Here is a 13,540-nt window from a genome sequence, read left to right as displayed (position 1 = left end):
GGCAACATGTTTGGACGATTCAAAAATGAAGTGTTATATCCATGGGTAGGTAAGCTTTCGATTTATGAAACGATTAAGCAGGGATTGGACCCTCAGGGCAGGCTTACGGATGATCATTTGCCGGATGATGAGGAATATTGGGCAGGTCATACGATGCGTTGGGTGGCAGGAGGGCTAGATGGAGCGTTTGGACATCATGGCGCTGGCGGAGATGGAGAGACTGAGAAAATTAAGGAGCTAGCACACTTGTTGTCCAGACAATGCCGCAAGCCAGGGATGAAAACAAGACGTGAGACGTATGTACGCTTGATGGAGGGAAATGCGCTCAGCCTGATTGATCCGCTGCTAGATGCGGTGCGCGAACATCCAGCAATTCAGCCGGATCGATTGTATGAGGAGGCGCGTTGGCTGGCCGAACACGGAGCACATCGCAATGTGGTGAAGGTCGGTATTGCGCTGCTCGGATTGCTGGAGACAGAGCAGCACCACGAGCTTATTTTAACACTAGCCAAGCATGATGAATTCACGCTATATGCGGCTGTAGCTATCCGTAATATTTCGGATCAGGCCAATGAGCAGTTGTATAATTTAGCCTTACAGGTACATGGTTGGGGACGTATTCACGTCGTGGAACGACTGGAGCCGGCGCGGCAGGAAATACGTGATTGGTTATTACGGGAAGGATTCCGCAATAATGTCATGTATGAGTACCTTGCTTATGAATGCGCTCATAAAGGCGAGCTGCATACAGCCATGGCTGTACCGCACATTGATCGGGAGTTGTTTGACGGAGCAGGCGATATACTGTCGGCTTTGCTGGCGGCAGGCGGACCTGCGGAAAGTATAGACGATTATGAGCATGCCGCTATGGTCATAGGCAACTACCTTCGTCATGCTAGACTATGTGTACGACTGTGAAGCATCTTACGATCATCATGGATATTGCGGACTTCCTCGATGAAGAAGACGATTCATGGGAGGCACGTTATGAGCATGAATGGACGCCGGAATTACGTAAACGTTACGCGTCGATATGCCAGCAGATGATGGACGATCCGCAGTGGATGAAGCTGGTAGAGCAGGAACTACATCATGCAGATTCACCGCATCTTCACTGTGCCATTCGCGCAGCTCGAATGTTAGCACTAGATGTATGGCCCGTGCTATTTGATCAATTAAGCAAACACCCAGTCAAGCCTAATCTGTACTTTGAACTCATCAGGACAGAGGATGAACAACGGGCTCGTAAGCTGGTGGCTTTTGCAGACAAGCGCTTGCCTCTGGAAGAGATTGCTTCTGGTCCTGCTGATGTGCCAGGCTTTGGACCGGAGTATGAAGCGCATCAGTGTCTGGGTATTTTGCTTCAGCTATTGTCTTCTTACGAAGGAATGGGGCAAGAGCTAGTTGCTGCCGGACTCTGGAGTCCGGTGACCTCCAATCGTCATGCAGCGCTTCATGTACTCAAGGAATGGCCTTCTGAGATGTGGGGTGAGGAAACGACAGAGCGTCTTCGCCGCTTATCGGTAGCTGAAACGGAGGAGTCGATTAGAGAACAGATTCGGGAATTACTTTAATGATAAGGGAGGGAACAACATGACAGATGTGAAGCATGGGCAGGGTTTCATTCAACCGGAAATGCGCGAAACGATTTTGCGTGAGCTGCGCGCGTTGGAGCAGGAGGAGCAGGTGCGCATTGTATACGCCTGTGAATCAGGCAGTCGGGCATGGGGGTTTCCTTCACAGGACAGTGACTATGATGTTCGATTTATTTATGTAAGACCCATAGAATGGTATTTATCTATTTTTGATAAGCGGGATGTGATTGAGCGGCCAATCAGCAATATGCTGGATATAAACGGCTGGGATTTGAAAAAGGCGCTCCATTTATTTCGCAAATCCAATCCGCCTTTGCTGGAATGGCTGCAATCTCCGATTCCCTATCTGGAGCAGTATTCAGTGGCTGATCAGATTCGTGCGATCTCGCCGTTAACCTTCTCTCCGAAGTCATGTATGTACCATTATCTGAATATGGCGCGGGGAAATTATCGGGATTATTTGCAAGGTGAACAGGTGAAGATTAAAAAGTATTTTTACGTGCTGCGCCCGCTGCTGGCCTGTGGCTGGATTGAACGATACAACAGCATGCCTCCGATGGAATTCGTAGACTTGCTGGAGGAATTCATTCCGGCTGATACCGAACTTTATCAGGTGATCGAGCTTTTGCTGGAGCGTAAAAAAGCGGGTGAGGAGCTGGATATGGAGCCGCAGCTTTCGGTGGTGAATGACTTTATTGAACAGCAAATTGCTTATTTTGAACAGAAGGCGCCTTTGCTTCAGCATATGGAGGGCGGACGGGATCAGCAATTGGACGAGATGTTCCGCGCTGCGGTGAATGAAGTATGGAAAACATAAGCAGGGAAGGAGAAGTGGAGTATGCACATCACGCTAAAAGCAACCGGAAACAATGCTGGGATGATTTCGCATTTGCTCGCCAAGAACCCTTACAATACGTATGATCGCACGGAAAAGGGTGCACGTGTACGCATGGTGTACACCACTTTTACAGAGGAAGAGGCAGAAATCGTCATTCAGGCTTCACCAGATTCAATAGATTTGGTCAAAAACAGTCCGGATAGCTATGACATTACACAATATATTAATGACCGGGAGTTTGTAACCAGCAGCTTGTTCTGTACCTATATTCGCGGCGCGCTTGGCACAGCCCTGAACGGCAAACCCAAGGAAGACTATACAGCGTGGGTGACGCATCCTTTTGCGCTGGAGTTATCGTTTGGGCCTGTTGCGTCGGATTTGCCGGATGCTGTGGTGGAGGGACTATTTGCGCCGCTGGGCTATCAAGTGACCATCGAACGAGGTGAAGCGGATTATTCTTTTCAGCTGAAAAATCGAAGCACCGTCAGATATGTCACGCTAAGTGGCCATCAGACGGTGCAATATGCGCTGCGTCAGTTATTGCTGTTGATTCCAGTGTTGGATAATTATAAGCACTACTATATTAGCGAAGAAGAGTTTGACAAGCTGAGACGTTACGGTGAAGGCTGGCTGCAAGAGCATCCGATGCGCGAGCTCATCATTCGACGCACGCTTCATTTTACCAATCTGATTGAGCAATTTGAGCAATCTGATTCTGCTGCTACACAGACTGAAAAACATGCGGTCCAAGAACAAAACCGTAATCACGAACAGGATCAGCAGCAAGATCAGTCACTGGAGGAAGGAAAGCAACAGCCTGTAATGCGGCTAAATGAGCTGCGGTATCAAGCCATTATGGATGTGATTCGCAAGCTGCCCCGAAGACAGAAAATCGTAGATTTTGGATCAGGGGAAGGGAAGCTTTCGGCTCGGATGGCTCGAATGAAGGGCATTGAAGAGATTTGGGCGGTGGAGCCGTCTGCATATGCACAGGTGAGGGCTGTGGAGCGTTTTGCCAAGCTGGAAAGGCATGCCGATGCAATTCGCCCTACACCTATGATGGGCTCTCTCTTTTATTATGATGAACAACTGCGGGGAAAAGATGTGATGATCCTGTGTGAAGTCATTGAGCATGTGGATAAGCATCGTCTGAACCGGGTGATGGATACGATTGTGACAGAATATCAGCCGGGTGTGCTGATCGTGACGACTCCCAATCGAGAATATAATGAGGTGTATCGTATGGATCAGCAAGAGCTGCGGCATGGCGATCACCGTTTTGAATGGAGCAGAAGCGAGTTTCGTGAACGATGCGAGCATTGGATTGAGGAAGCTCCTTATTCATTAGCGCTGGAAGGGATCGGAGAAGAGGTCGAAGGCTTTGGACAACCGACCCAAATGGCTGTATTTACGCGCAGAAAGGAGCCGAAGAATTCATGAGCATTTCATCCGAACGAACGATTAATCTACCGCATGCTGGACTGGTTGTGTTGGTAGGGGCCTCGAATAGTGGCAAAACCACTTTACTGGACAGGCTGGTGAGCGAAGGGATTCTATTGAAAACGGAAGTGGTATCCTCAGATCATTTTCGCCAGCTGGTCGGAGATACGGAATTTATAGACTGGAGCGGACTTCCAAGGCTGGAATCGGACGTGCTGTTTTATGAGTACCAGCAGATGTCAGCCAAGGCGTTTGAAGCGATGGATACCATTCTGGCTATGCGCTGTCGTCTGAATAAGCTGACGGTTGTGGATGCCACCCATCTGTATGCTGAGGATCGCCAGAAATATGTACAGCTGGCAGCCAAAGCGCATGTACCAGTGATGGCCTTGGTGCTGGATGTGCCCGAATCTGTGCTGCTGGAACGTGATGCAGGTAGGGCGCATCCGCGTGGTCGCCAACGGGTCAAGCAGCAGGCACAGCTGTTAAAGCGGAACCTGCGCGGTATCCGGGAAGAAGGTTTTAACGCTTGTTATGTCCTCAAGGATGTAGAAAAGCTTAACTTCGCCCGCCGTGCTCAGCCGCTGTTTCATGATATAGGTGCAGGCATTGATATCATTGGTGACATCCACGGGTGCTACCGGGAGATGCTGGAAGTGCTAGAGCGGCTCGGATATATGGAAGATACGGAAGGACTATATCATCATCCAGAAGGCAGAAGACTGGTATCCGTCGGAGATGTGATGAGCCGTGGCCCAGAATCGTTATTAGCGGTGCAGTTCTGGAAAAAGCACGTGGATGCTGGACTCGCCTACATGATTGACAGCAATCATGGCTGGAAAATCGGTCGTTACCTTGATGGAAGAAAAGTAACTCTCAATCATGGAGATGAACGATTTGCAGAGGAACTGGTTCAATATGAACAACAAGCGGGTAAGGCAGCAGCGGAACAGCTTAGAGGCGAGCTGAGGGATTTTCTGCTACATGCGCCCTCTCATCTTATTTTCGGCAGAAATGGGTTGCGACACCTGGTTGTGACTCATGCGGGGATTAAGGATCATTTTATTGGCAAACAGTCGGCACGTATTTCTGATTACTGTCGTTATGGAGATACGGATGGTCAGGATGCAGACGGAAAACCAATCCGCAAAGATTGGTTCGTAGACCATGAATCGGGAGAAATAGTAGTATGGGGACATGATCCGAGACCGCAGCCTACGATTGTGAACCAGACGGTGAATATTGATCAGGGTGTGGTATTTGGCGGCATGCTGACCGCTTATCGTTATCCGGAAAAGGAATTTGTCAGCGTACCGGCTCATGAGAATTATGCGAATGACCCCGATAGCCCACTTGTCAGGTGGCAGAAAAAACGGTTTTCCCCGCCGAATTTACGTAAGCTCATCGCTGGTTACAGTGTACTGACGGAATCGTATGGCGAAGTGCGCGTACAAGGAGAATGGGTCAAATCCGCTATAGATACCGTGTCACATGTGACAGTACCGATGGAGGAACTGGTGTACATTCCACCAACTATGAGTCCTGCTCCCACGGTTTCCGCAGAAGAAGGATATCTGGAGCATCCGCGTGAGGCGCTGGCTTATTATCGTGGTCAAGGCGTACAGACGATGGTAGCGGAGAAAAAGCATATGGGTAGCCGGGCGATTTTGCTATTATTCAAAAACGAACAGGCAGCTGTCGAATATGTAGGATACCCGACATTAGGCACGATCTACAGCCGCAGCGGCCGCCCTTTCTTTGAACCAGGCCTTGCGAAGCAGGTCCTGGAAAAGCTGAATGTCGATCTACAGACTGCCGGGTATTTTGAGCGGAATCAGACGGATTTCGTGTTGCTGGATGCGGAAATAGTACCGTGGAATCTCAAGGCTCGGGAACTGATTGCCGCACAGTATGCGCATGTGGGTGAAGCAGCTCTGCTGGATCGCAGTAAGCTGGTAGACAAGCTGAAGCAAGCGAAGGCTGCAGGCCGGGAGGTTGGAGACTGGCTGGAGGAAATGGAACGGAAATATGGCAATGCCGTAACGTTCCAAGAAGCTTTTCAAAAATATTGCTGGGATGTAGACGGGCTGGATGAAATTCGTATTGCACCGTTTCATACACTGGCCCACAGCGGCCGGACGTTTTTTGACCAATCTCATCTTTGGCATATGGAGCACAACCGGGAGCTAGCAGGACTGTCCTCGCTGTTTATGGAGACAGAGTATCGGGTCATCACGGACGAAGCAAGCGAGGAAGAGGTTATCCGCTGGTGGAACGAGATGACAGAGGATGGTCATGAGGGCATTGTGATCAAGCCGGAACGCTTTTTGATGAAAAATCGGGACAAGATGATTCAGCCTGCAATCAAGGTGAGAGGCCGGAAGTATTTGCATATCATTTACGGTATGGATTATCTTGTCCCTGAGAATTTAAAGCGTCTGAAGCAGCGCCGAACGAACAAAAAGGAGCGTCATGCCCTGATGGAAGGAGCGCTTGGTATGGAGGGCGTAGAACGTTTTGTCCGCAAGGATACGGTGGATCGTATTCATGAATGCGTCCTTGCCGCGCTATCTCTGGAATCGGAGCCGATTGATCCGAGATTGTAGTTTGCGAAGGAGGGATTGAGATGGATAGGAGTACACCGTTAATTGATATTGGTGTGAACTTGATGCACCGTTCGTTTCATGCAGATCGGGAACAGGTGGTAGAGAGAGCAGCGGCTGCAGGAATTACACCGTTAATTATTACCGGAACCAGTGTCCGGAGCAGTCGGGAGGCTGCTCAGTATGCGGCTCGTTATCCGGGTAAACTGTACACGACGGCTGGCGTGCATCCCCATGATGCCAAAAGTTGCAGCAGAGATACAATTCAGCAGCTCCGCCAACTTGCGGCTCAGCCGCAGGTCGTATCCATAGGGGAATGCGGGTTGGATTATAACCGTGATTTTTCTCCGCGTGATGTACAGCGCCGATGGTTCGGAGAGCAGATTCAACTGGCGGGGGAGCTGCATATGCCTTTATTCCTGCATGAACGAGATGCGCATGAGGACTTTGTCGCTATGTTGCGAGAGCATCAGGGGCTTGTTGATAAAGCGGTGGTGCATTGTTTTACCGGCACTGCACAGGAATTGCATACGTATGTGGAGATGGGACTGTATATCGGTATTACGGGCTGGATCTGTGATGAACGGCGCGGCAAGCATCTAAGGGAGCTGGTCAGGGATATTCCATTGGACCGGTTGATGATTGAAACGGACGCTCCATTTTTGACCCCGCGTAATTTGCCCGTGAAGCCCAAAGAAGGGCGTAATGAGCCGGTGTATCTCGCTCACATCGCCGCTACGATTGCCGAGTGCACAGGCCGCAGCATGATGGAGATCGAAATTGCGACGACGGAAACGGCCAAACGTTTCTTCGGATTATAGGATTGTCAAAGCCATGGATGTGGTATATATTATAGTGAATTAAAAAGCATTGTCGGGAGCTTGAGATAGTCAGGCTGAGAGGGTGGCCCTTGCCGCCGACCGTGAAATCTGATCTGGGTAATGCCAGCGTAGAGAAACCTAGAACACCTTACAAGAAACAGGAATACCGCCGATTAGCGGCGGCTAGTCGATAGAAACGTTTCATATCCTATATCAAGTTAATGAGCTACAGTCTGTAAAAAGTTGCAGACGGACAAGCGTGTCTTGTTCTGTACCTGACTTTGGCTTGGTTTTAGTGCAGTAGACTGCTGTGCTATATGAGATATGTCGACAACTGATAATGTATGGTGATCATTTTATGACTGCGCATAAAGCTTGCCTGGAGATTCAGCTCCGGACAGGCTTTTTTTATGGCCAAATGGCCTATTTTAAAGAAAAAGGGGAGCGTATCAACAATGAATACGAATGTAAGGGCGTCCAAAGGACTGAAGCTGACTGATATTTTGGTCACGATTGTAATCTCCGTGGTGTTTGGGCTGGTCTACAAAATATGGGGACCTGCCTATGATTTGATGAAACCATTCGGTATGCACGCCGAACAACTAATGTATGGCATGTGGTTTATGGCTGGCACGTTCGCTTATCTCATCATTCGCAAACCGGGTGTTGCGATTTTGGCAGAGGTGGCCGCGGCAACCGTCAGTGCTTTTTTGGGAAGTGAATGGGGCATGTCCACCTTGTACTACGGTTTGCTGCAAGGCTTGGGAGCGGAGCTGTTCTTTGCGATTTTTCTATATCGGAACGCCAACCTGTGGATTGCTTCACTAGCTGCGGCAGGAGCGGCTGTCACTTCTCTGATTTTAGACTTCAGCTATGGGTATATTGATCAGCTATCGACCTGGAACTATGTTTTGTATATTGGATTTCGGATGATTGGCAGTATTGTGATTGCTGGAATATTCGCTTTCTATCTGGCTAAGGCATTGGAAGTAACCGGCGTTACGCGAAGTTTGAGACCGGCAACGGAACAAGATTATAAGGGGCTGGATTGATGAGCCCGGCCAACGAAGATGTGGTGGCTTCGATCACCCGTCTTCGGTTGAAATTCCCCGGTGAGCAAGAGCTGCTTTTTCACAATATGTCCTTATCTGTTCGCAAAGGGGAAAAGCTGCTGCTACTGGGGCCGAGCGGATGCGGCAAATCAACGCTGCTTCAGGTGCTGAGCGGTCTGATTCCACGCACGATAGAAGTGCCTATGAAATACGATGCTGCCGTGATCCCGAGTCTCTCTGGTATTGTATTTCAAGATCCCGACACACAATTTTGTATGTCATATGCAGACGAGGAACTGGCTTTTGTATTGGAAAATAAGCAGGTTCCAAGGGAGCAGATGCCATCCCGTATTCGCGAGCTGCTAATGCAGGTTGGTCTTCCAACGGATGATATACATCTGCCCATTGCCAGCATGTCACAAGGAATGAAACAGCGGCTGGCGATTGCATCGGTGCTGGCTATGGAACCGGAAGTGCTTTTTTTGGATGAGCCGACAGCCTTGTTGGACGAGGAAGGCACTACACAGGTGTGGGATACCATTCGCAACATTTCGGCAGACCAGACGATGGTGATTGTAGAGCATAAAATTAATGAAATTGTCCAGGATGTGGATCGGATTGTGGTGCTTTCTGCTCAAGGGGAGATTATTGCGGACGGAAGGGCGGAAGAAGTATTTCATATACACCGGCAGGCATTATCCGAGTATGGCGTATGGTATCCGGGAGTATGGGATGAATCGTCTTCACCACGTTGGAATGATTCTATGACGCAGCAGAATGATGCGTTGCTTGCGGATAGTCCGTCCACTTCAGCATGTACAACAAATTTGCTGGAGTTGGAACATTTTAGCGGACTTCGGGGAGGGAGCTCAGTCATTTATGTGGAGCAAGCGCAGGTGAAGCCTGGCGACTGGGTTGGTGTGGTCGGTGAAAACGGGGCTGGCAAAAGCTCGCTTTTGCTCTCTATGATGCGCTTACTTCACACGCAGGGGTGTTATCGCGTGTGCGGAGCTGAGGCAGGCAATACGGAGCAACTGGCTGAGCGCATTGGGTTCGCGTTTCAAAATCCAGAGCTGCAATTTGTAGCGAACACCGTGCGAAGTGAACTGGAGTATTCGTTACCCAAGAGTTTGTTTACAGCTGAACAGTGTAGGGAACGAGTGGATCGAATGCTTATGCAATTCGGACTGGAGCGGCTGGATGAGCGCCATCCGTATCAGCTCTCGCTGGGCCAAAAAAGGCGGTTGAGTATTGCTACGGCAATGATCCGGGAGCCGGAAGTGCTGCTGCTGGACGAACCGACTTTTGGGCAGGATGCGCGTAATACCTTTGTCATGCTGGATATGTTGGAACAGCTGAGAGTGGCAGGCACGGCCATTGTGATGGTTACGCATGACCCGGAAATTGTCCGTCGATATTGTACTGATATATGGCGGATTCAGAAAGGGGAACTACAGTATGAGTCTGTCCTTTCCTCATCATGAAACATGGCTGCATCGTGTGAATCCGGGCCTAAAGCTCGTAATGTTTTCTCTGCTGTTTGTGATCGTTATAGTCATCCATGATCCGAACGTTATGTTTAATGTTACATGTGCTATGCTGCTGTTGCTTGTCTGGTCAGGCCATCCATGGAAGCGGCTGCTGCTGTATGGATCTCCCTTTATATTGGTGTTTATTTCAACCTCAACAGGCATGATGATGTTTGGCAAGGGAGTGACGACCTGGTGGACATGGGGCCTGATCCATATTACGCAGGAAAGCTTTTTCCGAGGGATGCATCTGGGTTTTCGTGCACTGAGTATGGCCGCAGCAGGGTTGCTGTTTGGTTTAACGACTCGTCCGGTGAGCCTTTTTTATTCACTGATGCAGCAATGGAAGCTCCCTCCCAAGTATGCGTACAGCTTTTTGGCAGCTATGCGGTTGATGCCGATGATGCTGGATGAATTTCAGGCTTTGAGACATGCCCACCGTATTCGAGGTTTGCACCAGCATGTGTCCAAATGGAATATGTATGCCACGCTGCGCAGGTACGCCATTCCGCTGCTCGCTCAAAGTATCCGGCGTGCGCAGCGCATTGCTATAGCCATGGAAGCCAAGGGTTTTGCTAATGAAACCAAGCGTACGTATTATTATGCGATCGGCTATTCGGCTGTAGATATTATATTTATTTTGTATTTTGTGGTGCTGCTGATGCTAGCTTGGGGACTTGGTACCTGCTTTCCTTATGTGGGGGTATGGGATGTACGTTAATTGTTGTCAAAAGGCTTTGCCCGATTTCTGCTCTGTGGTATATTAATGCAATGGGAATTGACGGCTCGTACAGACCCGCCTGGGCTGGCGGGCTTATTACATTTTCCCGCAGTAATGGATCATCAGGAGGCCAAGTTTCATGATTACGCTGCATCAGGTAAACAAGCATTATACCACCTCAAGCGGCCCATTTCATGCGGTTCAATCCGTGTCTCTTCAAGTGGAGGAAGGGGAAATTCACGGTATCATAGGTGCCAGCGGTGCCGGCAAGTCTACGTTACTCCGGTTGATGAATGTATTGGAAAGGCCGGATGAGGGAAACGTGGTTGTGAACGGGGAAGATCTGACTCGCATGCCGGAAAAACATCTCCGTGAAGCGCGGCGATCCATAGGGATGATTTTTCAGCATTATCATCTTGTTCATAATCGGACGGTAAGTGGAAATGTAGCAATGCCGTTGGAACTGGCAGGTGTCGCGAAAAAAGAGAGAGCAGAACGCGTGCGCGAATGCCTGCAATTCGTTGGTTTAGCGGATAAGGCAGAACAGTATCCGGCACAACTGAGCGGAGGCCAAAAGCAACGTGTGGCGATTGCCAGAGCACTGGCGAATCGTCCTGCGGTGCTGCTTTGTGATGAGCCGACCTCGGCCCTTGATCCGCAGACGACTGCGGATATTCTAGGTGTGTTACGGGAGATCAACCGTGAACTGGGAGTTACGATTGTAATCGTCACACACGATATGGACGTGGTACGCAATATTTGTACCCGTGTATCCGAAATGCGGGACGGGCATTTACTTTCAACGAAACATGTAGCTGACCCTATGGTAGGTTCAACCTTGGAAGCAGGTGAAGCTGATGAATGACATGTTGAGCATCATTGCGCAGTATCAGTCAGAGATATGGAAAGCCATCGGGGAGACGTTTATCATGGTGGGGATTTCTATCGCAGCAGCTGTACTGTTAGGGCTTCCGGCAGGAACGATTTTATATTTGTGTGGTAAAGGGCAAAAATATGAAAATCGACTGCTCTTCACCATACTGAACAGTCTGGTCAATGTCATCCGCTCGTTTCCGTTTTTGCTGCTCGTGGTGTTTATGATTCCATTTACACGTTTGGTGGTAGGCACGGCGCTGGGCACGATGGCAGCTACGGTTCCCTTGTCAGTGGTAGCCATCGCCTATTATTCGAGGCTGGTGGAACAATCGTTGCTTGAGGTGCCCAAGGGTGTGATTGAAGCCGCTACGTCTATGGGAGCATCCACCCTCCAGCTTATTTTTAAATTTCTATACGTGGAAGCCCGTTCCGGACTTGTACTGGGTTTGACCACATCCACCATTAGCTTCATTTCCTACTCCACGGTGATGGGCATTGTGGGCGGCGGCGGGGTAGGCGATTTTGCCATTCGCTATGGTTACCAGCGGTTTGAAACAGGCTTGATGGCGTTCACCATCGTCGTTATGATTATTTTCGTACAAACGATCCAGTTCACCGGAAGCACCATATCCCGCCGGATCGACAAGCGGTAAATGGTAAGTTGTATGGCATTACACTTGCACCACCCACTATGGGAAATAAAAATGACCTTACAGTATCTCAAAAGCGGAGCGGGCAGAATTGTTCTGGAGAAGCGTCAGCGTTCGCCTTTGAAATGGGATTCTAACCTATCATCACTTTAAATGAGAGAATCCCATTTCAACAGCGATCGGAAGAACAATCTGCACGCGAAGCGGCTCGACCTCCCACTGTAACTCATTTTTTATCTTCCCAATCACAACTAATTTGGAGGTTCATCATCGAATGAGTCGGAAAAACAACATGAAAACGAACTTGAAATTACTTACACTATTTGCAGTGGTTATGCTGCTGGTTGCCGGATGCGGTGGTCAGAAGCAGGCTACACAAGAAACAACAACTAAAGAAGCAACATCCCAAAAAGAAGTGACCTTGAAAGTAGCCACGCTGATCCCACCGATGACAGATGTGCTGGATATCGTGAAGCCACTGCTTAAACAGGACGGAGTCAATCTGGAAATTGTTGTGCTGTCAGACAATATCCAACCGAACAACGCATTGGCAAGCCGTGAAGTGGATGCTAACTTCTTTCAGCATGCTCCGTTTATGCAACAATATAATGAAAGCAACAAATCTGATTTGGTAGCGGTAAAACCGATTTACAACGCCATTTATGGCGCGTACTCCAAAAAATACAAGAACATTAAAGACCTGCCCGAAGGTGCGACGATTGCCATTGCCAATGATCCGGCCAATACCGGACGTTCTTTGGTAATGATGGAGCAAAACGGTCTAATCAAGCTTAAAGAAGGTGTAGGCTATAATGCTACACAGGCTGATATTATTGAGAATAAGAAAAAGTTTGTGTTTAAAGAAGTGGATTTGTTGATGCTGGCGCGGTCGCTGGATGATGTGGACATGGCTGCCATGTATCCCGCATATGCCAAGCCGCTCGGTCTGACACCGAAGAAGGACGCGCTGATTACCGAAAAAGATGATACGCACTTTGCCATTAATTTGGTAGCGCGTAAGGATAATGCAGATTCCGATGCCATTCAAAAGCTGGCAAAACGAATGACCGGACCGGAAGTACGCAAATTTTTTGAGGACAATTACAAGGATAGCGTGGTTCCAGCATTTTAAATAAATGAGGATTTTGCAAAAATCCAATAAGCGACTTCCAATGAATAAGATATAGATCGAAATGGTTTAGTTCGTCTATATCTTGCACTTTGGAGCGACTGGAATCGAATTTTGCAAAATCCTGAAATAAGTATTGAAACATTATTTTTGATGATATTTGACCTGTATAATGGAGTGCAGTCTGTGAAGAGCAGATGGTCTCCCTTGTGCAGGTCTTTTTCTTTTTCATCCTTAATATGGGTAAAATTCATCGAAATCAGGGTACAAAGTCTTATTTTTTAAG

12 protein-coding genes are annotated in these 13,540 nt (G+C 48.8%); all 12 read left to right on the top strand.

Annotation, left to right across the window (positions count from 1 at the left end):
• The first annotated feature begins 6 nt into the window (after positions 1-6).
• The 12 genes from G7035_RS27225 to G7035_RS03800 all read left to right on the top strand — a co-directional run bounded on the left by G7035_RS27225 (position 7) and on the right by G7035_RS03800 (position 13,257).
• On the top strand, positions 7-918 hold the full coding sequence (locus G7035_RS27225; RefSeq protein WP_230877400.1) for a hypothetical protein: 912 nt from the start codon (positions 7-9) through the stop codon (positions 916-918).
• On the top strand, positions 915-1,574 hold the full coding sequence (locus G7035_RS27220; protein ID WP_230877399.1) for a hypothetical protein: 660 nt from the start codon (positions 915-917) through the stop codon (positions 1,572-1,574). The genes G7035_RS27225 and G7035_RS27220 overlap by 4 nt, the downstream gene beginning before the upstream one ends.
• Positions 1,575-1,593: 19 nt before the next feature.
• The gene (locus G7035_RS03845; protein ID WP_019686243.1) at positions 1,594-2,412 is read left to right on the top strand and encodes a nucleotidyltransferase domain-containing protein; all 819 of its coding nucleotides are present in this window, start codon (positions 1,594-1,596) and stop codon (positions 2,410-2,412) included.
• A 21-nt stretch (positions 2,413-2,433) separates the two neighbouring features.
• On the top strand, positions 2,434-3,873 hold the full coding sequence (locus G7035_RS03840) for a 3' terminal RNA ribose 2'-O-methyltransferase Hen1 (protein WP_019686244.1): 1,440 nt from the start codon (positions 2,434-2,436) through the stop codon (positions 3,871-3,873).
• The gene (locus tag G7035_RS03835; protein ID WP_019686245.1) at positions 3,870-6,479 is read left to right on the top strand and encodes a polynucleotide kinase-phosphatase; all 2,610 of its coding nucleotides are present in this window, start codon (positions 3,870-3,872) and stop codon (positions 6,477-6,479) included. Before G7035_RS03840 ends, G7035_RS03835 begins: the two co-directional genes overlap by 4 nt.
• Before the next feature lie 20 nt (positions 6,480-6,499).
• Complete coding sequence (locus tag G7035_RS03830) at positions 6,500-7,297, top strand: TatD family hydrolase (RefSeq protein WP_019686246.1); 798 nt, start codon at positions 6,500-6,502, stop codon at positions 7,295-7,297.
• A gap of 455 nt (positions 7,298-7,752) precedes the next feature.
• Positions 7,753-8,349, top strand: a complete 597-nt coding sequence (locus tag G7035_RS03825; protein ID WP_014599504.1) for an ECF transporter S component — start codon at positions 7,753-7,755, stop codon at positions 8,347-8,349.
• A complete protein-coding gene (locus tag G7035_RS03820; protein ID WP_019686247.1) occupies positions 8,349-9,833 on the top strand; it encodes an ABC transporter ATP-binding protein in 1,485 nt (494 codons plus the stop codon). The genes G7035_RS03825 and G7035_RS03820 overlap by 1 nt, the downstream gene beginning before the upstream one ends.
• Positions 9,808-10,599, top strand: coding sequence for an energy-coupling factor transporter transmembrane component T family protein (locus G7035_RS03815; RefSeq protein WP_019686248.1), 792 nt, complete (start codon positions 9,808-9,810; stop codon positions 10,597-10,599). The genes G7035_RS03820 and G7035_RS03815 overlap by 26 nt, the downstream gene beginning before the upstream one ends.
• Before the next feature lie 139 nt (positions 10,600-10,738).
• On the top strand, positions 10,739-11,464 hold the full coding sequence (locus G7035_RS03810; RefSeq protein WP_019686249.1) for a methionine ABC transporter ATP-binding protein: 726 nt from the start codon (positions 10,739-10,741) through the stop codon (positions 11,462-11,464).
• Positions 11,457-12,128 (top strand): methionine ABC transporter permease, encoded by a 672-nt coding sequence (locus tag G7035_RS03805; protein WP_019686250.1) that lies wholly within the window; start codon positions 11,457-11,459, stop codon positions 12,126-12,128. The genes G7035_RS03810 and G7035_RS03805 overlap by 8 nt, the downstream gene beginning before the upstream one ends.
• 271 nt (positions 12,129-12,399) lie before the next feature.
• On the top strand, positions 12,400-13,257 hold the full coding sequence (locus G7035_RS03800) for a MetQ/NlpA family ABC transporter substrate-binding protein (protein ID WP_016819898.1): 858 nt from the start codon (positions 12,400-12,402) through the stop codon (positions 13,255-13,257).
• Positions 13,258-13,540 lie beyond the last annotated feature (283 nt).

The sequence above is a fragment of the Paenibacillus polymyxa genome (assembly GCF_015710975.1).
Taxonomy (GTDB): domain Bacteria; phylum Bacillota; class Bacilli; order Paenibacillales; family Paenibacillaceae; genus Paenibacillus; species Paenibacillus polymyxa.
The sequence above is the reverse complement of the archived record's forward strand: the minus strand, read 5'-3'. Positions and strand labels throughout refer to the sequence as shown.

What these genes read in the sequence shown, in the direction of transcription:
- G7035_RS27225 (WP_230877400.1), top strand. Translation starts at nt 7, where the DNA reads ATGTTTGGACGATTCAAAAATGAAGTGTTATATCCATGGGTAGGTAAG.
- G7035_RS03845 (WP_019686243.1), top strand. Translation starts at nt 1,594, where the DNA reads ATGACAGATGTGAAGCATGGGCAGGGTTTCATTCAACCGGAAATGCGC.
- G7035_RS03840 (WP_019686244.1), top strand. Translation starts at nt 2,434, where the DNA reads ATGCACATCACGCTAAAAGCAACCGGAAACAATGCTGGGATGATTTCG.
- G7035_RS03835 (WP_019686245.1), top strand. Translation starts at nt 3,870, where the DNA reads ATGAGCATTTCATCCGAACGAACGATTAATCTACCGCATGCTGGACTG.
- G7035_RS03830 (WP_019686246.1), top strand. Translation starts at nt 6,500, where the DNA reads ATGGATAGGAGTACACCGTTAATTGATATTGGTGTGAACTTGATGCAC.
- G7035_RS03825 (WP_014599504.1), top strand. Translation starts at nt 7,753, where the DNA reads ATGAATACGAATGTAAGGGCGTCCAAAGGACTGAAGCTGACTGATATT.
- G7035_RS03820 (WP_019686247.1), top strand. Translation starts at nt 8,349, where the DNA reads ATGAGCCCGGCCAACGAAGATGTGGTGGCTTCGATCACCCGTCTTCGG.
- G7035_RS03815 (WP_019686248.1), top strand. Translation starts at nt 9,808, where the DNA reads ATGAGTCTGTCCTTTCCTCATCATGAAACATGGCTGCATCGTGTGAAT.
- G7035_RS03810 (WP_019686249.1), top strand. Translation starts at nt 10,739, where the DNA reads ATGATTACGCTGCATCAGGTAAACAAGCATTATACCACCTCAAGCGGC.
- G7035_RS03805 (WP_019686250.1), top strand. Translation starts at nt 11,457, where the DNA reads ATGAATGACATGTTGAGCATCATTGCGCAGTATCAGTCAGAGATATGG.
- G7035_RS03800 (WP_016819898.1), top strand. Translation starts at nt 12,400, where the DNA reads ATGAGTCGGAAAAACAACATGAAAACGAACTTGAAATTACTTACACTA.